Source organism: Firmicutes bacterium HGW-Firmicutes-1, assembly GCA_002841625.1.
In the GTDB taxonomy this organism is placed as follows: Bacteria; Bacillota; Clostridia; order Lachnospirales; family Vallitaleaceae; genus HGW-1.
The window spans coordinates 84635-107124 of sequence record PHAG01000002.1 but is presented as its reverse complement, the minus strand read 5'-3'; the positions used below and the strand labels follow the sequence as shown (position 1 = coordinate 107124).

Genomic DNA, 22490 nt, shown 5'->3' with positions numbered 1-22490 from the left:
CATGTTTAAATGGACTCAATATGTAATACTAAAAAAGGAAGCTCACTTATTTGATTCAAAGTTATATATTCTCAAGGCATTTATAGCTGTAATAACTGCCTATACTATAGCAATTCAGTTTGAATTTGTAAGCAAGGATATGATATCTGTTTTGTTTGGCTTGCTCCTTACTTTAGAACCAGTTACAATAACGGGTATTCGAAGCGGTTTAAAGCAAATTTATGCGACACTTCTGGGCGCTTTATGTACCGCAATCATTATATCAATTTTAGGAATCAATCTTTGGACGATTGCCCTTTCCATATGCGCAACCTTATTCCTTTGTTTAAAAATTAATTGGCGAGAGGTTTCTCCTGTTGCAATTTTCACCTCCATCTATATGACTCAATATATTCAATTGGCAGCTGATGGTAGTCCTAGTGTACTCTTAACCTTTCAATTAAGAATATTAGCCCTTGGTGTCGGTGTATTTATTGCAATTTTCTATAATTTTATATTTTCCTTGTTTTCCTATAAAAAAATGGAAAGAAAAAGAATCGCATTTATTTTCAACTCATTAGCAATTCATTTGAAAAAGGTACAAGAAGGAATCGTTAATCATTCGTCACAGACATTAATCCAAGAAAGAAACAATTTACCTCAAACCTTTAATGGCATTGACTGGTTATGTTCTCTTATTAAGGATAAAGAAAAAGAAGCAGCATATATGAATAAGTTACATATAAAGAATAACTATTTAAACCTTGTTAACCTAGAAAAAAACCTCTTGTCAATTAGAACCATCACTCATTTAATATATGATTCAACTTATATATTAAATAATGAAAGCTTATCTCTTATTGATCAAGAAGTCTTTGTATCAAATAGTGAGCAACTAATCAAATCCTTGCTTGGTTTCTCTGAATATTTTGAAAATGCAAATAACAACCTAATCATATTCACAGAGAAATATAATCCACCACAAGTTGATAATCATAATCAATATACATCTCGACTCTGGGCAAACTTTACACAAATAAATGATGTTCTTAAAACGATGTCTGAAGAATTATAATAATCAAATCATTCATTTCTGCTGAACAACAAGAAAAGAAATTATGAAAATCAACAAAACAATGGACGGTTCTTATACCTATTTAAAAAGGTTAAAAACCGTCCAGCTTTTTTTATTGTTGTGATTTTAGAAGAGCTTGATCTAAATCTTCAATTAAATCCTCTATATCTTCTATACCAATTGACAATCTAATTAAATCCTTCGAAACACCAGCTTTGATTAAACCATCCTCTGATAATTGTGAATGTGTAGTGCTTGCAGGATGAATAACCAATGATTTCGCATCTGCAACATTTGCAAGTAAGGAGAATATTTCAAGCTCATCAATGAACTTTCTTCCTGCTACTTCTCCACCTTTTATACCAAATGTAAAAATTGATCCTGCTCCCTTTGGTAAATACTTTTGAGCTAAATCATAATATTTATTGCCCTTTAACCCTGGATAATTTACCCACACAACTGCTGGATGTTTTTCTAGAAAATCTGCAATTTTCTGTGCATTCTCCACATGTCTTTCAACTCTCAAGGAAAGTGTTTCAAGTCCTTGTAGCAATAAAAAGGAATTAAATGGGCTAATCGCAGCACCTGTATCTCTTAGTAGCTGCAAACGAGCTTTCATGATAAATGCCAACGAACCTAATGCTTCATAGTAGCGAATACCGTTGTAGCTTGGATCAGGTTCTGTAAAGCCAGGAAACTTCCCACTTGCAGACCAGTCAAACTTACCTGCATCAACGATAATACCACCAATCGTAGTTCCATGCCCCCCAATAAATTTGGTTGCAGAATGCACAACAACATCTGCTCCATATGCTATCGGATTTACTAGATAAGGAGTCCCAAAGGTATTGTCTACAATCAATGGAATGCCATTTTCATGTGCAATGTTAGCAATCGCTTCAATATCCATTACATTAATTCGAGGATTACCTATAGTCTCAATATAAAGCGCTTTTGTCTTTTCATTAATTGCTGCTCTAAAGTTTTCAGGTTCGTCTGGATCAACAAAAACTGTATGAATACCAAGCTTTGGCAAAGTAATTGAAAACAGATTGTAGGTTCCTCCATAAAGAGTACTTGCTGCAACTATCTCATCACCGGTCCCAGCAATATTTAAAATAGAATATGTGATTGCTGCTGATCCCGAAGCAACTGCAAGTGCTCCAACTCCACCTTCAAGAGCAGCAATTCTTTGCTCGAATACATCGCTAGTAGGATTCATGATACGAGTATAAATATTGCCAGACTCTTTTAGTCCAAAGAGATTTTCTGCATGCTCAGCACTGTTAAATACATAAGAGGTTGTTTGATAAATTGGAACCGCCATTGCATTTGTTGCTGGATCTGGTTTTTGACCACCATGAACTTGTATTGTATTAAATCTTAGTTTTTTATCACTCATATATGAATCTCCTTATTTGTCAGCAAATTTTATTCATTTATCTTTTACTAAAAAGCAAACTTAACATACTTATTATTCTTCTATGGTTAGCTCTTAGTTGGTAGCCTCTTGATATAATACAGTTGATAAATATCTTTCACCTGTATCTGGTAACAACACAACAATTGTCTTTCCTTGATTTTCAGGACGCTTCGCTAGTTCAGTTGCTGCAAAAGCTGCTGCTCCAGATGATATACCTACTAATAAGCCTTCGGTTTTTGCCAATTCTTTGGAAGTTTCAAATGCTTCTTCATTTTTAACCTGAATGATTTCATCAATGATCTCAACATTTAAATTTTTAGGAATAAAGCCTGCACCAATGCCTTGGATTTTATGAGGACCTGGTTTACCTCCAGAAATAACTGGTGAATCTACTGGTTCAACTGCTATGATTTTAATATTTGGGTTTTTTAGTTTTAATGCTTCACCAACACCTGTAATCGTTCCACCCGTTCCAACACCTGCTACGAAGAAATCAACTTGACCATCCGTATCTCTCCAAATTTCTTCTGCTGTAGTTTTTCTGTGTATTTTTGGATTCGCTGGGTTATCAAATTGTGCAGGCATGAAGGCATTTGGAATTTCATTCACAAGTTCTTCCGCCTTCTTTATTGCACCTTTCATTCCTTCAGGGCCTGGGGTCAAAACAAGCTCTGCACCCAATGCTTTTAATAAGTTTCTTCTCTCGATACTCATTGTCTCTGGCATTGTTAAAATGACTCTATACCCTTTAGCTGCGCTAATGTATGCCAGCGCAATTCCAGTATTCCCACTTGTTGGTTCAATAATTACTGAATCTTTATTGAGTAAATTACGTTCCTGTGCATCTTGTATCATTGAAAAACCGATTCTATCCTTTACACTTCCACCTGGATTGAAATATTCAAGTTTTGCAAGTATTCTTGCACCAACTTCTTTTTTCTTACTGTAGTTTTGAACCTCCAATAATGGTGTGTTACCAATTAAATCTGTTAAATTACCTGCTATTTTTGACATATGATTATTCCATCCTTTCATTTATTCTTGAATACCAAGTATTCTTATTTGTTTTGTTATATTTAATTATATGTTGGATATTCTTTCTTGTCAACACATTTTTAACTTTTTTATTATTTCCTATCGGAATTCTAGGTTTAAATCAGCCCTTGCTTATATATAGAACATCGGATCATTTTCTTGCTCTAAAATCAAATAATGATTTACCAAATCCTCTAAAGTTAAACTATCTACAACTTGAGCAATGCTCCTATTCATTGCCTGCCACACTTCTTCAATTAGTAGCTGGTCAATTAAGTTATTATTTGCATTTTCATCATATGGGAACAGTTCGCCTTCAAGAACCAATAAAACATTACCAACAGTAATATCTTTCATAGCTTTCCCGAGCAAATAACCGCCTTGAGAACCTTTTTGACTCTTCACTAAGCCTGCTTTTCTTAACGATGAAAACACTTGCTCCAAATAAGCATCTGATATTTCTTGTCTTTCTGCAATATGCTTTAATGCAACTAATTCTCCCTTTGAATGAATTGCCAAATCCATAATTGCCCTTAAACCATAAAGTCCTTTGGTAGAAATTTTCATTGATACCACCTCTTAATTCCTAGTATTTCTATCTGTTTTATATATAATACCTTGAGGAATCACTTTTTGTCAAGTTATAACTATAAAAATGAGCCAAGACCTATCGTAATTATTACCTAAAAGGTGATAATTAATTAAGCTTGACCCCGTTATTATTTTTCTTTTAATATTTTCTTCAATTCGTCCATAAAAGTATTGATGTCTCTAAACTCTCGATAAATGGAAGCAAATCTTACATATGCAACCTCATCAACATCTTTAAGCTTTTCCATAACCAATTCGCCTATATAACTACTTTCAACTTCTTTCTTCATAGTATTATACAATGTGTTTTCAATGTCGTTAATCATTCTATCTATTTCACTCATCGGAACTGGTCGTTTATGACATGACCTCAGTAAGCCAGACATAACCTTTTCTCTTGAATAGGGTTCTCTTGTTTCATCCTTCTTAATAATAATTAGCGGTACATTTTCAATCGTTTCATAGGTTGTAAATCTTCGTTCACATTGTTCGCATTGTCTTCTTCTTCTAATTGCATTATTTTCTTCTGAAGGTCTAGAATCAATTACCTTAATGTTTTCCGTGCCACAATATGGACATTTCATACTGTTATCCCCCTATATTACCAACCTAGTTCTCTACATTAAGCTGCTTGAATTTCAAGACAATTAACTGCATAAGTTTCCTATTGGTTAAAAATATTATACAGGGGGATTGTTATGTTGTCAATGTACAATGGATTTAGACATTGATTGATTTATTTCGTCATATCTTAATACTTTGATTCCATCAATGCCTTATCAACATCAATTTCAACTAAAATAATGTCTTCTCCAATCTTTGTTATTGAGTCCCATGGAATTGCATATTCCTTTTGACTTCCAAACATACCTAGAATCTTTGATGGTCCAGGAACAAATATCTTTAATATTTTACCATTTTTCATATCAACTTCGATATCACTGATAAAACCAAGCCTAACACCATCCGAACTATTGATTACTTCCTTTTGCTTCATATCATATATGCGTACTATTACAATCACCTCGTCACATCATCTTTACTTCAAATATCTTTTCATGTGATGTATTGCAGACTTTTCTAGTCTCGAGACTTGTGCTTGAGATATGCTAATTTCATTAGCTACTTCCATTTGTGTTTTTCCCTGAAAAAATCTTAACTTAACAATATCATATTCCCTTTCAGATAATTTTTTCATCGCATCTTTCAAGGATATAGATTGTATCCAATTATCCTCTTTATTATTTTTATCACTCACTTGATCCATAATATACAACGACTCTCCTCCATCATTGTATATTGGCTCAAATAATGATATTGGATCTTGTATTGCATCAAGCGCAAAGATAATGTCTTCCTTAGGTAGTTCTAACTCTTTGGCGATTTCTTCAATTGTTGGCTCTCTATCACACTTTTTAATAAGCATTTCCTTTACCTGTAAAGCTTTATAAGCAATATCTCTTAAGGATCTACTAACTCTAATGCTATTATTATCTCTTAGATACCTTCGTATTTCACCAATTATCATAGGAACAGCATAAGTTGAAAATTTAACATTTTGTGTGACGTCAAAATTATCAATTGCTTTTATCAAGCCAACACATCCAACCTGGAAAAGGTCATCGACCATTTCACCAGAATTATTAAATCTTTGTATAACACTCAGCACAAGTCTAAGATTGCCGGTTATATACGTTTCTCTGGCCTCCTGATCCCCTTCAAGTATTTTCTTAAACAGTTCATCCTTTTCTTTGTTTTTTAGGATTGGTAATTTCGAAGTGTTTACGCCACATATTTCAACTTTATTAATCATTTGAGAACCTCCAGTAATCATCTAATAGTCTATACTTAAATGATTACCAGTCCACTGCTAAATATACTCTCTATTGCATTCTAATTATTTCCTTTTGTAATCTTTTAATAATTTTTTTCTCAAGTCTTGATATATATGATTGTGATATGCCAAGTAAATCAGCAACCTCTTTCTGTGTCATCTCCTCGCCGTAATTATCAAGGCCAAAGCGTAATTGAACAATCGTTCTTTCTCTCTTCGAAAGTTTAGATAACGCTAGCTTAAGAAGTTCTTTATCAACATCATCCTCAATATTTTTATAAGTTTCATCTTCCTCTGTTCCTAATATATCTGATAGAAGAAGCTCATTACCATCCCAATCCACATTAAGAGGTTCATCAAATGATATCTCCATTTTAGTCTTGTTATTTCTTCTTAAATACATTAGTATCTCATTTTCTATACATCTTGAGGCATAGGTAGCTAATTTAATATTTTTATCTGGCTTAAAGGTATTAATACTCTTAATTAAGCCAATTGTACCTATTGAAATGAGGTCTTCAACACCAATACCCGTATTTTCAAACTTCTTAGCTATGTATACTACTAATCTTAAATTATGTTCTATTAATATTGCCTTTACCTCTAGATCATTTTCAGTTCCTAGTTTCGCTATAGCTTCCATCTCTTTTTTCGTACCTAGTGGTGCGGGTAATATTTCTGTACCCCCGATATAGTGAATCTCACCACTATTCATAACTAATATTCTTTTAAACTTGTTTAACAAGTTGATTTTAATGTTCTGAATCGCAAGTTGGCTCATCATGTTTTCCCCCTATCATATCAATTTTGGATGTAATAATACATTGTAACTATTATCATTAGAAAGTTTTTTATTATACAATGCAAAAACAACATTTTTATTTTCTTTTTGTACCTTACCTTTATGTACTATAACCTTATCTAGTACGATACCCACAAGCATACCATTTTCATTTCCTAATGATGTATAAGGTATCCATCTAACATTCAAACCCAGTTCGTTTTTAATCTCTTCAATGCTTTGAATATCATAAATATTTGAAGTCATATTTTTTAAAGTTAAGAAGCTATTTTCATCAAAATAATCTTTTAACACTTCAATTTCACCAATAATTACTGGCCAATTTGAAATAGGATCATATAACGTATTTCCTGTATCTAAAAGTGCACTTATTTTCATTTCTTTTTCATGATAGAATATGCCAACCTCATATATATTTTTAGAAACATTCATAGCCTTAAAGAATATATTTATAAAAATCATCCATATGATAATTGCCATACAAACAAACAAAAGCAACATTTGCAAATCCAAACCATTCATTATTCCATTCGTAAATACTCGATTTAAACCAAGGCCAATTCTAGAATAATAATAAAGGGAGAATATGATGCCACCAAGTAAAATTGCTATCATGTACAACAATAAAGTAAGCTTAATTAGCTCTATCCATTTTGTTGGTCTAAAAGTTACAAAAACAATAATTGCACTAGAAATAAAGTAGCTAAAGGCTAAATAAACTATGTAATTTAGTTTAGGAACAAGTACTATAATACACATTAGTACAGCCCCTACGAATGCACCTAAAAATACTCGATTTAAAGAAATTGTTCTTCTGCTAATTTTTCTTTCAAGCAACAAAATAATAAAATCCAAAATGAAATTTACTGCAAAGACAACATCCAAATATACTTCTATGTACACGCCTCGCCTCCTAACCTTAGCAATTACTTTATTGCTATGCTTCACAATCAAGCTATGATTATTATATAGGAATTTAGCGATTGTTTTTTGTCGCAATGACACTCAAATAACAAAAAAATTAATCCTTTATATGACAAGAAAATCGGCTATGCAAATTATAATTCTCGTTACACTTATGCCGCGTTTCCAATTTCATAAATAAGACTTTTCTTATCAACAAGAAAATCGTCAAGCTTTTTTTCCAATAAAAATAGGCGTTCCGAAGAACGCCCTTATACTTGTTGGCTATTTTAACTTATTTACGTCTTTGTAAAAACGGTGGTATATCAATAATTTGATCATCATGATCCTGATCAACCTTATCGTATACTGCTGCTTCTTGTTTTGTATAGCTTGTTTCACTTTTTGGCGTCATTGATGACTTTAGGAATGGTAATACTTCAACATCCATTGAACCGTCAATGTGTTTACTAAAACCAGTAGCAATAACTGTAATCACAATTTCATCAACCAATGAATCATCAATAATTTGTCCGTAAATAATATTGGCTTCATTTCCAGTCGCTTCTTGAATCAAGCCAATCGCCTCACTTGCATCGTACATTGACATATTTGAGTCACCACTAATATTGATAAGCATATCTCTTGCTCCATCAATTGTAGTTTCAAGTAATGGACTTGATATAGCAAGACGTGCTGCTTCTTCAGCTTTGTTATCACCTTTAGCTCTACCAATTCCAATATGTGCAATGCCCTTACTCGACATAACCGTTGCAATATCTGCAAAGTCAAGATTGATAATACCAGGAGTATAAATAGTATCAGAAATACCTTGAACAGCTTGTTGCAGTATTTCATCTGCCTTCTTAAAAGCATCTGTAACTGTCGTTCTTCTATCAATAACTGATAACAATTTTTGATTTGGAATAACAATTAAAGTATCTACAACCTTCTTAAGTTCAGCAATACCCATTTCTGCATTTCTCATACGAGTCTTACCTTCAAAATCAAAAGGCTTTGTTACAACACCAACCGTTAAAATACCTAGTTCTTTTGTAATATGCGCAATAACAGGAGCTGCACCTGTTCCAGTGCCTCCCCCCATACCAGCAGTTACAAATATCATATCTGCACCTTTGATAGCTTGTGTTAATTCTTCCTTGCTCTCTTCAGCTGCTCTAAGGCCAACATCAGGATTAGCACCTGCCCCTAGACCTCTTGTTAACTTTTCACCAATTTGAATTTTAATGCTTGCTCTAGAGCTCTGTAATGCTTGAATATCTGTATTGACAGCTACAAAATCAACACCGTTTAATTTGTCATCTATCATTCTGTTTACTGCATTATTTCCGCCACCACCAACACCAATGACTACAATTTTTGCTACACTACTAACCTCATTCATCTTTATCTCTAGCAATTTATATCCTCCTAACTAAGGTATATCTATTTTAATAATTTTTCAATTAAATTCCTTCATTAATATCATATATTTTTTTACCCAATTTATCAACATAAATTTTAATTTTATTCAAGGTTTTTTTCGAAATAGCTAGTACTCCCATCATTTCCTAGGTATAAAGTCCCTGTATCTTCAGGCGGAATTTGTGGAAGTATGTCTTTTATGCTTTGAATTTTTTCATTAAAGAAAGTCATATTCCCAAATTCAATATCAACATGGTTAACAATCAATGAAATATTAGATGTGCTATTTCCATTAAAATTAATTGTATCAATATTTAATCCATATTTAAGCTCTGCTTTGTGAAACAGAAGACATATATCAATAATACTCTTAGGTAAATTAATCTTTTCTCCCAACACTAAGGTTTCCGTAAAAAGACCTTCTAAAATCGCTATTTTTTCATCTAAACTTTCTGAATCTACATAATCAACAATATAACCATCCTTATCAATGCATAAATACTCGCTTAAATAAAAGATATATCCGATGATTTGTTTCTCCTGAACAGTTATTTTAACCTTGTTATAGCTCTTAAAATCCACATTTACACTATTTAGATAAGGAAACTCATCTAAGTTTCTACTTGCATTCATATAAACATTTAAAATATTAGAATTCGGTTCTACTTTAAGTATCTCCATAATTTCATCATTGGAATATAACCGATTGCCTTCAATTTCATAATGTTCAATTCTAAAGAGTCTCGTAACAAGAAATAGCATAATTGCTAATCCAAAAGCTATAATAAGTATATATCTTCCTGCAGAATGATTATTCTTATTGTTTCTTTTATTTGTTTTATTTTCCACTTTATTCTTTTGTTTTTTTTTGCTTCTTATGTGAATTACCTTCGACATTTTATCACCTATATTAATCAATATAACTAATATTTGCACCTAATTGTTTTAGTTTATCATCAAAATCTTCATAACCTCTTCTTATATGTTGAGAGTTATGAACAACTGTATTTCCTTCTGCCGCTAAACCTGCAATAATAAGAGCTGCGCCACCTCGTAAATCTTCAGCAAAGACTTCTGATCCTTGTAGCCTATTTACACCCTTGATAATTGCTAGTCTTCCTTCAATTATAATATCCGCACCCATTTTAGATAATTCTGGAACATGTTTAAATCTTGATTCAAAAATGGTTTCTGAGATAATACTCGTACCTTTTGCTATAGATAAGCATGCCATAATTTGAGCTTGCATGTCAGTTGGAAAGCCTGGGTGGGGTTGCGTTCTAATTAAGTTTATAGCTTTAAGATCCCCATCACTTCTAATGAAAAGTTTATTATTCTTGCTGTTAATGAAGCAACCCATTTCTTCTAATTTACAACATATTGAATCTAAATGATCTGCATGAACATTTTGCAACAATAGCTCTCCACCAGTAATAGCTGTTGCGGCTAAAAAGGTGCCTGCTACAATGCGGTCAGGCATTATTTGATATTCAACATCATCAAGTTTCTTAACACCTTGAATCATTATACAATCACTTCCAGCACCACTTATTTTTGCTCCCATAGCATTTAGAAAAATTTCTAATTCTATGATTTCAGGTTCCTTAGCAGCATTATAAATTTTTGTAGTACCAGAGGATAAAACAGCAACTAACATTACATTCTCTGTTGCACCAACACTTGGATAGTCTAAATGAATTGTACTTCCCTTTATTTCATTGGTGGTACATTTTAAAAATCCACTCGTATCAAAAATATTAATGTTCATTTGCTTTAAAGCTTTTATGTGTAAATCTATCGGACGAACGCCAATGGAACACCCTCCTGGAAATGAAATCATTACGCTTTTCAATCTACCTAATACTGACCCAAGTACGATAATTGATGATCGCATTGTTTGAACATAATTTTCAGGTATTTTATCTGTAGTAATTACACTTGAATCAATGATTAAAACATTATCTTGCCAATTAACACTGCAACCAATTGCTTTTAATATATTGATCATATTATATACGTCTAATATTTTTGGACAATTATGCAAATAGGACTTACCTTTATTTAAAATCGTTGCTGCTAGTATTGGTAACACTGCATTTTTAGAACCTTGGACAGTTAAATCACCTTCAAGACGATTTCCACCTACCACTGAGTACTTACCCATATACTGCTACCTCCAAAAAATAGCAAATCTATATAGATATAGTATTCAATAAAAGAAATATTGTGACTATGTTGTTATATTACTTTTTTATTATAATAATTACCTTTCCTCTGTTGTTTGGATATGCCGTGAGACATTTAATACCAATCCCATTTCTATCATTAGAAACAGTAATGAGGAGCCCCCATAGCTAATAAAAGGTAGTGGCATACCGGTAGTAGGCATAGAATTTGTTACTACAGCAATATTTATGATAACTTGAATAGCAATTTGTACCATTACACCCGATACAATTAAAAGCCCTAATATATTTTTTGCCTTGCTAGCAATTACCATACATCTCCAAATGAGTAGTATAAACAACATAATAAGTGCAATTGCTCCAAAAAGACCTAATTCTTCACATACTATTGAAAAAATGATATCATTATGAGCTTCGGGTATAAAGCCATTTTTTTGCATACTGTAGCCTAACCCTTTCCCAAAAAATCCACCTGATCCTATAGCATACAAGGATTGAATTGTTTGATACCCTTTCCCTTGTGGATCTGACCAAGGTCCATTTACGAAAGTCTCCCATCTGCCCATTTGATATCCTTTGATAAAGAAACTTGATACATTTTTAAATATGAATAGCAATCCAACTAAGATGCCACAGGGCAAGACCATAAATTTAAAAATAGATTTAAAGTTTGGAAGTGCAACAAATACCATTGATGATCCAATTGCAAAAACTACAAAGGCAGTACTCATATTTTGTAATCCAATTAATATAGTAGGTAAAATTACAATGAACATATTAAGAAGAAATACCTTTAAATTTGTTATGTATTTTTGGGTACTAGTGATTGCAACCGCCATAGCAATGATTGTAGCTAACTTTGCTAGCTCTGAGGGTTGAAATCCAATTATTTTAAAATCTAACCATCTCTTTGCCCCATTGATTTCATCGCCAATAAATAGAACTAAAATCAAGCATACGATTGAGCTTCCGTAAATAAGCAACCAAAATTGCGTGATAAATTTATAAGGGATTTGAGATATTAGATACATGGTTAGAACCCCAATAATACACCATAACGATTGTTTTTTTAAAAATTCAATATGATTTCCATAGGTTTCATAAGAAGCATAATAACTCGAACTATAGATCATAATGATTCCAAAAACAATCAAGAATAAAATAACAAATACCAATGTAATGTCAACTGATGAGCCTTTGCTACTATCTCTTCTTACTTTTATATTTCTTTTCTTTTTCGATTTGTTCAAGCAATTCACTTCCTCACACTGTTAATGTTGTTATGAGTTTCTTAAAGAGATCTCCTCTTTCTTCATAGCTTGTGAACATATCCCAACTAGCACACGCAGGTGAAAGCAAAACACAATCACCTTCTTCAGCAGTCCTTGACGCTTGTAACACAGCTTCTTCAAGCGTATTTACGATTATAACGGAATGAAATCCACATAAAATAGCTGACTGCTTAATCTTTTCCTTCGTTTCTCCAAATAAAATTAAGATTTTCACCTTGTTGTCAAAAGAGCGTATCCACTGATCATATTCACTTCCCTTATCCATACCACCTGCAATAAGTACAGTTGGTGTTACCATTGCCATGATGCCTTTTATTGCAGCATCAGGATTGGTTGCTTTTGAATCATTGTAATATTTTACACCCTTAATCTCACCAGAAAATTCTATTCTATGTTCTACGCCCTTAAAGCTTGTAATAATCGTTTTAATTGTTTCAAAAGGAATGTTCATACACAAGGATATTGCTATTGCTGCCATAATATTTTCAATATTATGGCTACCAAGTAACTTTACATCCATCATAGACATTATTTCCTCATGAATACCGTTATAATTAACCATTAGCTTATTGTTCTTGAAATATACGCCTTCTACTTCTTCCTTCATGGAAAACCAAAGAATTTGAGCACGAATTTTTTTAGCTAACTCTTTGCATAATTCATCCTCATGATTTAAAATTGAATAGTCGTTTTCATCTTGATTTTCTGTAATGCGAAGCTTAGCTCCAACATAATTTTCAAAGGTTTTGTGTCTATTTAAATGATCCTCGGTCAAATTCAATATTGCACTTACTTTTGGTTTAAACGTCTTAATCGACTCAAGTTGAAAGCTACTTATTTCGGCAACAACAATACCATCCTCTTTCGTATCAAGTACTACATTTGTAAAGGGATTACCAATATTGCCAACAACAAATGTATTTGAATGAATGGCATTTATTATTTCACCAACGAGTGAAGTAGTTGTCGTTTTTCCATTCGTTCCAGTAATAGCAATTATTTCTGACTTACAAAAAGCATAGGCTAATTCAATCTCTCCAATTACCTTGATTCCCTTATCCTTAGCTTTTTCAATAAAAGATAAGTCTGTTGGCACTCCTGGACTTAAGATCATATAATCTAAAGAGTCTAATAAGCTTTTATCAAATTCACCAAAGTAATACGTAAAATTATATTCAGCTAATGAATGAATAATGTCCTCAAAACCTGATTTATCCTTGCCATCATAGATTGCTACCGTTGCACCTTGTTGATAGCAAAGTTTTGCTGAACCTATTCCACTTCTGGCCATGCCAATAATCATAACCATTTTATTATTTAATTCCATCGTTTTTATCCTCCGACTATCTGTCGCTTTTCTAAATGCCTAGAAGAATCCATTTAAACCGTACAAACCAATCAAACACAATATAGCAGTGATGATTCCAAACACTGCAACAACCTTCGTTTCTTTCCATCCTAGTAGTTCAAAATGATGATGTATTGGCGCCATCTTAAAAATGCGTTTGCCAGTTGCTTTAAAATATGAAACTTGAAGTATAACCGATATACATTCCGCCAAGTAAATAAACCCAACAATTAGAATGAATAGTGGCATATTAAGTGAAATTGCTGTTGAAACTACAAAACCTCCAAGAGCTAGAGAGCCTGTATCCCCCATGAATACCTTGGCAGGATGAGAATTGAATAGTAAAAAAGCCAATAAGCTTCCTGCTGCAGCTCCAGTAATCGGCGAAATGTTAGAACCAACGCCTATGCTGACTACAGTAAAAAATGTAGCAACTAGAATTGTAATCGAAGATGCCAATCCATCTAATCCGTCAGTTAAGTTCGTTCCATTTACAGTACCAAGGATTACTATAAAAATAAATGGGATAAATCCCCATCCTAAATCAATATATATCCCATTCGAAAATGGAAGAATTATTTTAGTTCCAATTGAAGTATTGTTTATAATATAGTAACAATAAACACCAGATATTAACAACTGACCAAGCATTTTTTGATAGGCTCTAAGTCCTAAGGAACGCTTCATTACAACTTTAATGTAATCATCAAAAAACCCTAATACACCAAAACTTATCATCATAAAAAGAATTGGTATGATCTCTGGATTCGTTTCTATATAGAATAATGATGTTATCAAAATACCTGACACAATAACAACTCCACCCATGGTAGGCGTTCCTGTTTTTTTCAAATGAGTCCTTGGACCATCATTTCTTATAAATTGACCAAATTTTAATCTAGTCAAAAAGGGAATGACAATAGGACACATAATTACTGTAATAATAAATGCTAACAATATTGGTACAATAAAAGCAGTATTCATCTTTTGTTCACCTCGAAAATATTCAATCTATTCATAATTACTTTATGCATCTACTTCTTAGATAGAATCTTTTTAACTAATTCTGCATCATCAAAGTAGTTTTTTGTTGTACCAATGATCTGATAGTCTTCATGACCTTTTCCAGCTATAAGTACAATATCATCCTTTTTTGCTATTGATAATGCGTTTTCTATTGCTAGTTCTCTACTCTCAATTATTTCATAAAAACAATCTGTTGTATTTATTCCTTCTTCAATTTCTTTCATAATGAGTTCTGGATTTTCAGTTCTAGGATTATCGGATGTAATAATCGAGTAATCTGATTTTTCTCCAACAATTTTTCCCATTTTAGGCCTTTTAGAACGATCTCTATCTCCACCACAGCCAAATACGGTAATAACCCTACCTAATGACACTTCAAGAATTGTATCTAATACATTTTCTAATCCATCTGGTGTGTGTGCATAATCAACTATCACAAAAAAACCTTCCTTACTAATAAAGGTTTCAAATCTTCCTTTTATTGTGCTTTTTTCTTTTAGTGATTTTTTAATTATTTCTACTGGTACATTTAACGCAATACAAACACCGATTGCTGCTAATGCATTATAAACACTAAATTTACCTGGCGTTTGTATTTCAAAAAGGTGCTCTTCTCCATTCAATGTCAAATAGAATGAAGTACCAGAGATCTTATTTGATATTTTACTTGCATTTAACGAAGCCTTATCATTGTCGCACCCATAAGTAATGTATTTTTTACAGTTGCTATTTTCAACCATATATACACCTACCGTATCATCTATATTAATAACACCTATTGGGCACATATTTAAAAGTTTCAACTTTGCATCTCGATAATTTTCCATGGTTTTATGATATTCAAGATGATCTAATGAAAGATTCGTAAATACACCAATATCAAACATACTTCCATCAACTCTATGAAGATCTAATGCATGAGAAGAAACTTCCATGATTACATCATTCACATTGGCCTCTGCCATTTTTGAAAATAACTCTTGTAATTCATTTGATTCAGGAGTTGTTCTAGAAGTCTCAAAAACTTCGTCTCCAATTCTATTTTCAATGGTTCCAATGATACCTGTTTTTTTCTTAAAGCTTTCAAGGATATTTTTTATTAGAAATACAGTTGATGTTTTCCCATTCGTTCCAGTAATTCCAATAAGTTCAAACTTATTTGAAGGATGATTGTAGTATTTACTCGAAAGAAGTGCTAATGCTTTTCTTGTGTCTTCCACTTGCACGACTGTTATATCTTCCTCAACCTCTACCTTTTTTTGAACCAATATGGCTTTTGCACCTTTTTTTATAGCACTTTCAATATACTTATGTCCATCCGTTTCAAATCCATCAATACAAATAAACAAACTTCCTTCTTCTACTGATCTAGAATCATTGATTATGTTTTTTATGTTTATGTCTAAGTCACCTTTTAATAAGGTTATCTCAAATTCGTCTAATAATCCGCTTAATTTCATACTGTACCTCCAGCACTTCAAAATTGTCTTAACTATATTACCATAAATTTTAATTTCTGCATAGAGTTCAATTATTCTACGCTTTCATTTTCTTGATCTAACTCTTCATATACCGGATCTATTCCTAAATAAGGTAGAATGTTCTCAAACAACTCTTTAGCCACTGGAGCTGCTACAGTACCTCCATAATATATCCCTTTAGGTTCATCTACTATAACTAAAATCATTACCTGTGGATTATCCGCTGGAGCAAAGCCTAGAAATGAAGAAATATATTTATTACTACTTCTAGGTAACTTTTCAGATGTAGCAGTTTTACCCCCAACCTCGTATCCCTTAATAAAGCAATTTCTTCCAGTTCCTACTGATACAACACTTTCTAATATAGAGCACATCAATACAGAAGTTTCTTCACTTATAGCTCTTTTTGAGGTATCATATTCAAAAGTTTTAAGAATATTTCCTTTTTGATCTGTTACATTTACTGCAAAGTGTGGTGTCACTAATTTCCCACCATTTACTACTGCAGCTCCAGCTCTTAACAGTTGAAGAGGTGTAATTTGAAATGATTGGCCAAAAGACATCGTTGCAAGCTCCACTGGTCCTATATTTTCTTTTTTATGCATAATACTCACCGCTTCGCCTGGCAAATCAACACCTGTTTTTTCATTTAAACCAAATTTGTCTAAATAATACAAGAACCGGTCAACGCCCAATCTTTCTGCTACAGCCATAAAAACTGGGTTACAGGAATTTTGTACACCTTCCAAAAAAGTTTCAGCTCCATGACCTCCATATTTATGACATCTGATACGTCTATCTTCTACAATTGCATATCCTGGGCAACTAAAAGTGTCCGTCAAGGAGACCACTTTATCTTCGAGTCCTGCTGATGTAGTTACAACCTTGAAGGTTGACCCAGGTTCATAAGTATCATTAATCGCATAATTTCTCCAAAGCTGATTGAGTGCGTTCTCTTTTTCTTTACCAGTTAGACTCTTATTTTCTAAATAGAAAGGATCATTTAAGTTAAAATCAGGTTTATTTACCATTGCATAAATCTCACCATTTTGAGGATTCATAACGATGATAGAACCTTTTTCTGTCTTTTTTGATATAAGTACCTTTTCTAGTGCCTGCTGGGCATATTGTTGGATATTTATATCTATACTAACATTTAAATTTTGACCATCAATTGGTTCTTCTCTGGTTTCAGCAACGTTATTTATTTCAATGCCCTTGGCATTCGTCTGCGTATAGATCATGCCATTCTTACCTTTTAAAAAGGAGTCATATTGAACTTCTAATCCTATGATACCTTGATTATCAGACCCAACAAAACCAATCACATGAGCTGCTAAATTTTCAAAAGGATAAATTCGCCTATAATCTTCATCGATCATTACCCCATCTAAATCAAGCTTTCTAATCTCATCCGCTACTATTTTATCAACATTTTTTTTAATAATTTCAATAGCAACTCTGTTCTTAACTTTTTTCTCCACATATTCATATTCAAGTTCCAGCTTTTCAGATAGTAGTTTTGTGACTTTCTCTGGTTCAGTTATTTGATTATGTATAACCGATATTCTAGTTACTGACTGATTAACAGCAATAGGGATACCATTTCTATCATAAATTATACCCCTTTTTGATTTAATTGAACGTTCTCTATTATGTAACTGTTCTGCTTTCTCTTGTAAAAAATTCGCCTCAAAAATCATTAAATATCCTACTCTAATCGTTAACGCAATTAATAATAATATAACTACACTACATATAAATACTATTTTCTTCCTATGAAATGTTTTCACTCTTTCCATAAAATATCCTAAGTCTTTTTAATTATATTTTATGATACTCAAGAGCAATTATACTTTTATTAAATGAAGCAAGCTATTCTATTTCAAGTTGCTTGAAAATAGATTTTAATTTAACGCAACTTTTAGTGTGCTAATCTATTTCAAGCGTACTAAAGATAGTTTTATATGGCAATACTTTTGTCATAATATCTGTAAAGACTTTTGATGCTAATCCACTATCGGGATTAATTACGTCTGGCTCATCAATAACTACAAGTGTTATTAACTGAGGATTTTCCACGGGGGCAAAGCCTATGAATGACACCATATACAAATCGTCTAATCGATTCCCTTTTTCAGCTGTTCCAGTTTTACCACCAATTCTATAACCTTCTATCGAGGCTTTATTTCCAGTACCATCATCTACAACAGTTTCTAAGGATTTAATCAGATTCTTTGATGTATCTTCTGACACGGTTTGTCTTATTAATTGAGGTTGCTTATGCATAATCGTTTTGCCATCCTCATCAATTACTTCCTTCATTAAATATGGTTCATATAAGTATCCCCCATTAATTAAGGATGAAAATGCAGCTGTAAGTTGAATTGGCGTGACATTAAACCCTTGTCCAAATGAGCCTGTAGCAAGCTCTACTGGACCAATTTGTTCGTAGGTATTATATACTCCCTTACCTTCACCAAGAACATCAATATTTGTTTTGGCACCAAAACCAAACATTTGTTGATACGAAAAATAATCATCTTTCCCTAGTGCTTCTCCAATCTCCATTAAAGCAACATTACACGAATTTGCAAGAGCCTCTGACACAGTTTGAACGCCATGTCCTCCTTCCTTCCAACACCTAATATAATGTCCATGGATTTTTTTCCCACCATCACACTGATACGTGCTATTTAAGCTTATTTTCCCTTCTTCAAGTGCTGCTGCAATAACAAATGGCTTATAAGTCGATCCAGGTTCATAGGTATCACTAACCATGAAGTTTCTCCATAGTTGATATCTTTGTTCATATTTGTTTTCGTCTGTCATGCTACTTAAAACAGATGCATCAACAATATCTGTAAGGTTATATGGATCATTTAAGTTATAATTAGGATGAGAAGCCATCGCTAAAATTTCCCCATTTTTAGGGTTCATCACAATAACATTAACACTTTTTGCATCATGCTCTTCATAATATTTCAAGATTGCTTCTTCAACATATTTTTGTATGCCAAAGTCTATCGTTAGTACGATTTGGTTGCCATTTTTGGGCGGTACTTCCTCCTGATTTACAATAGCTCCATCGTCAAGTGCTCCAAATAACCTTCCATCTTTACCACAAAGATCACTTTGATAGTATTCTTCAACTCCGTAGCTACCACCACTTGTGTTACTAAAAAATCCAATAACATCAGATGCCATTGTATTATATGGATAAATACGTTTGTAATGTGCCTCTAAAAAAACACCCTGTATACTCTTATCTTTTATACTTTCATCAATGCCTTTTACTGCGTTATAATCTAATTCACGTGCAATAATTTGATAATGACTATTTTTATTTTTAACTAATAATTCATTAAGCTGTGCAATCGTTATACCTGGTATTGTACTGCTTAAAGTCAAATTCGTTGCATCTATTATTTCTTTCTTATTTTGATTTAAAACTCCCGGATCATATATAACATTGTATACCTTAACGCTCTCTGCTAAAACCGTACTATTTCTATCCAAAATCGAACCTCGTTTTGCAGCAATAACATCTGATTTGGTTAAGGTACTCACATGCTGCGACAATACACTTGTCTTATAATTTTGATTATCTCGGATATTAATATACACCACTCTTACTATCAGTGCTGTAAAAGCAAAAATAAAGAGAATGAAAACAGCAATTAAATGCTTTTTCATTTCTCCTTTATATAAATCCTTTTTCATTTAAAAATCACCAACCCTTTGAAATAAAAGCTAGTATATTGCCAACATTGGCTCCTTCTTCGTCTTCTGAAACGTCTACATCAGCATATTGAACAGTATAAGATATATCTTCTGATTGAATATATTTAATATCGTTTTTACCTGCTTGTACCATTCCTAATTCCTCGGTAGCCATTCTATAAATTTCATCCATATTGACGCTTTTATGAATATCACTTTCAATTTGGTCATTGGTTTTCTTAATTTCAACCAACTCTTGTTGTAAAAGAATAATTCTTTCTGCATTATCAGAAACACTAAATTGTGTTTTTAATAGTATCACAGTTACAACCAATGTTGTTACTATAACAGAAATTAGAACCATTGTATAGATAGGATTTGATTTTTCATGGCGAATAGCTTTCTTTTTTGGTTTCTGAATTTTTTCTTCTGATTCATCCCATTTAAAATAATTGCGTTCTAATTGAATCGCATTATTTCCAGAAATTAAGATTTCATTGTTTTTTCCATATCTCTTATCCATGAAAAATACCGTCCTTTCTTTCAAATATTCTTAGTTTTGCACTTTTAGATCTTGAGTTGTTTTCTAATTCTTCGTCTTTTGGTAATATTGGTTTTCTAGTTAGCACCTTACCCTTCGGCAAGTTGCCACAAGTACAATAAGGAAAATCTATCGGACATATACAGGTATCTTCTGCTTCTCTAAACATCTCCTTAACAATACGATCTTCCAAGGAATGAAATGTAATAATACATAATCTTCCATCTTGATCTAAGGATTCTATCATATCGACAATCGTTTCCTTAAGTACTGAAAGCTCTCTGTTTAATTCAATTCTGATAGCTTGAAAAGTTCTTTTTGCAGGATGTCCGCCTGTTGCTTTGTTCTTTGCAGGTATAGACCTAGAGACAATATCGACAAGTTCTGCAGTTGTATTAATAGGTCTTTCCGTCCTAGCTCGAACAATGTTTCTAACAATATTGTTGGCAAAACGTTCTTCTCCGTATGCTTTAAGTATAATGAACAACTCTTTCTCAGAATAACCATTCACAATATCTTTCGCTGTCTTTTCTTGTCTTTGATCCATTCTCATATCTAGAGGTGCATCCTGCATATAAGAAAAACCTCTCTCAGCATTATCAAGTTGATAAGATGACACACCAAGATCCAATAATATTCCGTTCACTTTTTCTATATTTAATTCTTTTATTATATTCTTATAAGAAGAAAAATTTTCTCTAACGATTGTTACTAGCTGTGAATAAGGCTTTAATCTTTCATTAGCAGCAACTATAGCCATTTCATCCTGATCTATTCCTATTAATCTACCATTATTTGATAAATTCTTGCATATTTCAAAAGAATGACCTGCGCCTCCTAATGTGCCATCAACATAGATACCGTTCTGGCTGATATTCAATCCATTTATGCATTCATTTAACAATACTGAGGTGTGATTAAATTCCATTTTTTTAGCCTCCACTCATCCTTGATTCAATCTCTTTTTCTATTACAATTCTAGATCGTCTAGCTGTTCCGCTAATTCAGATAAATCAAAGTCTTCATCATTATTATAAGCATCCCATTTTTCCTTAGACCATAACTCAATTCTATTTGATACTCCAATGATTACCATATCTTTTTCTATTCCAGCATATTCACGAAGTGGTGTTGAAAGCAACACTCTTCCTTGTTTATCCAAGGTACAATCATTAGCAGATGCAATAAATATTCTTTGTAACTTTCTATAGTCTTTTTTCTTTAAGGCGTTACTATCTAGCTTATGTCTAAAGTTTTCCCATTCTTCTTCAGCAAATACAAATAAACACTCATCAAAACCCTTTGTAATATAAAAAGTTTCTCCTAGTCCCTCTCTGAATTTAGCAGGCATAATTACTCTGCCTTTTTCATCCATAGCATGATTGTATTCGCCTATAAACATTCTAGTCACCTACCTTGAAATCATAATACTCTCCACAATTTACCACCGAGCACCACATTCACCCACTTATAACCATAATAATAGTACATTTCCCCAGAAAAATCAAGCTCTTTTGAATAAAAAAAAACAAGCCTCAATTTAAGGCTTGCTATTTTAAATAAAATTCATCTAACAAATACACTGAAAACTAGTACATTTTATTGCGTTGCGTCAAAATCTATTCGTTAATATATGCATTCTGTCACTTTTTTGCAACATTTTTAGTTTCATTTTCACAATTTTTTTTCGTGTTTTGTCTTTCCATATAGTTTCCAATTAATTCATCTAGCTCCATACTAACTTGAAGTATTTCATCAGCATCAGAGCTATTTTCTATCATGCGGTTCAATTTTTCTCTGATTTCTTGCAATTTATTTGCATTCAT

22 protein-coding genes are annotated in these 22490 nt (G+C 32.6%); 1 reads left to right on the top strand and 21 read right to left on the bottom strand.

Annotation, left to right across the window (positions count from 1 at the left end; genetic code table 11):
- Position 1 precedes the first annotated feature (1 nt).
- Entirely contained in the window at positions 2 to 1054 is a 1053-nt protein-coding gene (locus tag CVU84_02520; GenBank protein PKM95697.1) for a hypothetical protein, read from the top strand.
- Positions 1055 to 1166: 112 nt separating this feature from the next.
- Here CVU84_02520 and CVU84_02515 read toward each other — a convergent pair whose 3' ends face one another.
- The 21 genes from CVU84_02515 to CVU84_02415 form a co-directional block, all read right to left on the bottom strand.
- Positions 1167 to 2456: an O-acetylhomoserine aminocarboxypropyltransferase gene (locus tag CVU84_02515; protein ID PKM95696.1), complete on the bottom strand. Its 1290-nt coding sequence runs from the start codon at positions 2454 to 2456 to the stop codon at positions 1167 to 1169.
- Positions 2457 to 2549: 93 nt separating this feature from the next.
- Positions 2550 to 3491 (bottom strand): cysteine synthase A, encoded by a 942-nt coding sequence (gene cysK, locus CVU84_02510; GenBank protein ID PKM95695.1) that lies wholly within the window; start codon positions 3489 to 3491, stop codon positions 2550 to 2552.
- 153 nt (positions 3492 to 3644) lie between these two features.
- Complete coding sequence (locus tag CVU84_02505; GenBank protein PKM95694.1) at positions 3645 to 4079, bottom strand: Rrf2 family transcriptional regulator; 435 nt, start codon at positions 4077 to 4079, stop codon at positions 3645 to 3647.
- A gap of 152 nt (positions 4080 to 4231) precedes the next feature.
- Positions 4232 to 4687 (bottom strand): transcriptional regulator NrdR, encoded by a 456-nt coding sequence (locus CVU84_02500; GenBank protein PKM95693.1) that lies wholly within the window; start codon positions 4685 to 4687, stop codon positions 4232 to 4234.
- A gap of 167 nt (positions 4688 to 4854) precedes the next feature.
- Complete coding sequence (locus CVU84_02495) at positions 4855 to 5100, bottom strand: YlmC/YmxH family sporulation protein (protein PKM95692.1); 246 nt, start codon at positions 5098 to 5100, stop codon at positions 4855 to 4857.
- 42 nt (positions 5101 to 5142) lie between these two features.
- Positions 5143 to 5916 carry an RNA polymerase sporulation sigma factor SigG gene (locus CVU84_02490; protein PKM95691.1) on the bottom strand — a complete coding sequence of 258 codons (774 nt, stop codon included), beginning with the start codon at positions 5914 to 5916 and terminating at the stop codon, positions 5143 to 5145.
- Between the two features lie 70 nt (positions 5917 to 5986).
- Positions 5987 to 6721, bottom strand: coding sequence for an RNA polymerase sporulation sigma factor SigE (locus CVU84_02485; protein ID PKM95690.1), 735 nt, complete (start codon positions 6719 to 6721; stop codon positions 5987 to 5989).
- A 12-nt stretch (positions 6722 to 6733) separates the two neighbouring features.
- Complete coding sequence (locus CVU84_02480; protein PKM95689.1) at positions 6734 to 7744, bottom strand: hypothetical protein; 1011 nt, start codon at positions 7742 to 7744, stop codon at positions 6734 to 6736.
- A 193-nt stretch (positions 7745 to 7937) separates the two neighbouring features.
- The gene (locus tag CVU84_02475; GenBank protein PKM95688.1) at positions 7938 to 9062 is read right to left on the bottom strand and encodes a cell division protein FtsZ; all 1125 of its coding nucleotides are present in this window, start codon (positions 9060 to 9062) and stop codon (positions 7938 to 7940) included.
- Between the two features lie 107 nt (positions 9063 to 9169).
- Positions 9170 to 9964 carry a hypothetical protein gene (locus CVU84_02470; GenBank protein PKM95687.1) on the bottom strand — a complete coding sequence of 265 codons (795 nt, stop codon included), beginning with the start codon at positions 9962 to 9964 and terminating at the stop codon, positions 9170 to 9172.
- Between the two features lie 13 nt (positions 9965 to 9977).
- Positions 9978 to 11231: a UDP-N-acetylglucosamine 1-carboxyvinyltransferase gene (murA, locus tag CVU84_02465; protein PKM95686.1), complete on the bottom strand. Its 1254-nt coding sequence runs from the start codon at positions 11229 to 11231 to the stop codon at positions 9978 to 9980.
- A gap of 99 nt (positions 11232 to 11330) precedes the next feature.
- On the bottom strand, positions 11331 to 12386 hold the full coding sequence (locus CVU84_02460; protein ID PKM96107.1) for a cell division protein: 1056 nt from the start codon (positions 12384 to 12386) through the stop codon (positions 11331 to 11333).
- A 130-nt stretch (positions 12387 to 12516) separates the two neighbouring features.
- A complete protein-coding gene (locus tag CVU84_02455; GenBank protein ID PKM95685.1) occupies positions 12517 to 13872 on the bottom strand; it encodes a UDP-N-acetylmuramoyl-L-alanine--D-glutamate ligase in 1356 nt (451 codons plus the stop codon).
- Between the two features lie 39 nt (positions 13873 to 13911).
- On the bottom strand, positions 13912 to 14877 hold the full coding sequence (locus CVU84_02450; GenBank protein ID PKM95684.1) for a phospho-N-acetylmuramoyl-pentapeptide-transferase: 966 nt from the start codon (positions 14875 to 14877) through the stop codon (positions 13912 to 13914).
- A 50-nt stretch (positions 14878 to 14927) separates the two neighbouring features.
- A complete protein-coding gene (locus CVU84_02445; protein ID PKM95683.1) occupies positions 14928 to 16379 on the bottom strand; it encodes a UDP-N-acetylmuramoyl-L-alanyl-D-glutamate--2,6-diaminopimelate ligase in 1452 nt (483 codons plus the stop codon).
- A gap of 71 nt (positions 16380 to 16450) precedes the next feature.
- Positions 16451 to 18202, bottom strand: coding sequence for a peptidoglycan glycosyltransferase (locus CVU84_02440; GenBank protein ID PKM95682.1), 1752 nt, complete (start codon positions 18200 to 18202; stop codon positions 16451 to 16453).
- A gap of 130 nt (positions 18203 to 18332) precedes the next feature.
- On the bottom strand, positions 18333 to 20123 hold the full coding sequence (locus CVU84_02435) for a peptidoglycan glycosyltransferase (protein PKM95681.1): 1791 nt from the start codon (positions 20121 to 20123) through the stop codon (positions 18333 to 18335).
- 7 nt (positions 20124 to 20130) lie between these two features.
- A complete protein-coding gene (locus CVU84_02430; GenBank protein ID PKM95680.1) occupies positions 20131 to 20646 on the bottom strand; it encodes a hypothetical protein in 516 nt (171 codons plus the stop codon).
- Positions 20639 to 21592, bottom strand: a complete 954-nt coding sequence (locus CVU84_02425) for a 16S rRNA (cytosine(1402)-N(4))-methyltransferase (GenBank protein PKM95679.1) — start codon at positions 21590 to 21592, stop codon at positions 20639 to 20641. Before CVU84_02425 ends, CVU84_02430 begins: the two co-directional genes overlap by 8 nt.
- A gap of 42 nt (positions 21593 to 21634) precedes the next feature.
- Complete coding sequence (locus tag CVU84_02420; protein ID PKM95678.1) at positions 21635 to 22066, bottom strand: cell division/cell wall cluster transcriptional repressor MraZ; 432 nt, start codon at positions 22064 to 22066, stop codon at positions 21635 to 21637.
- A gap of 241 nt (positions 22067 to 22307) precedes the next feature.
- Positions 22308 to 22490, bottom strand: a complete 183-nt coding sequence (locus CVU84_02415; protein ID PKM95677.1) for a hypothetical protein — start codon at positions 22488 to 22490, stop codon at positions 22308 to 22310.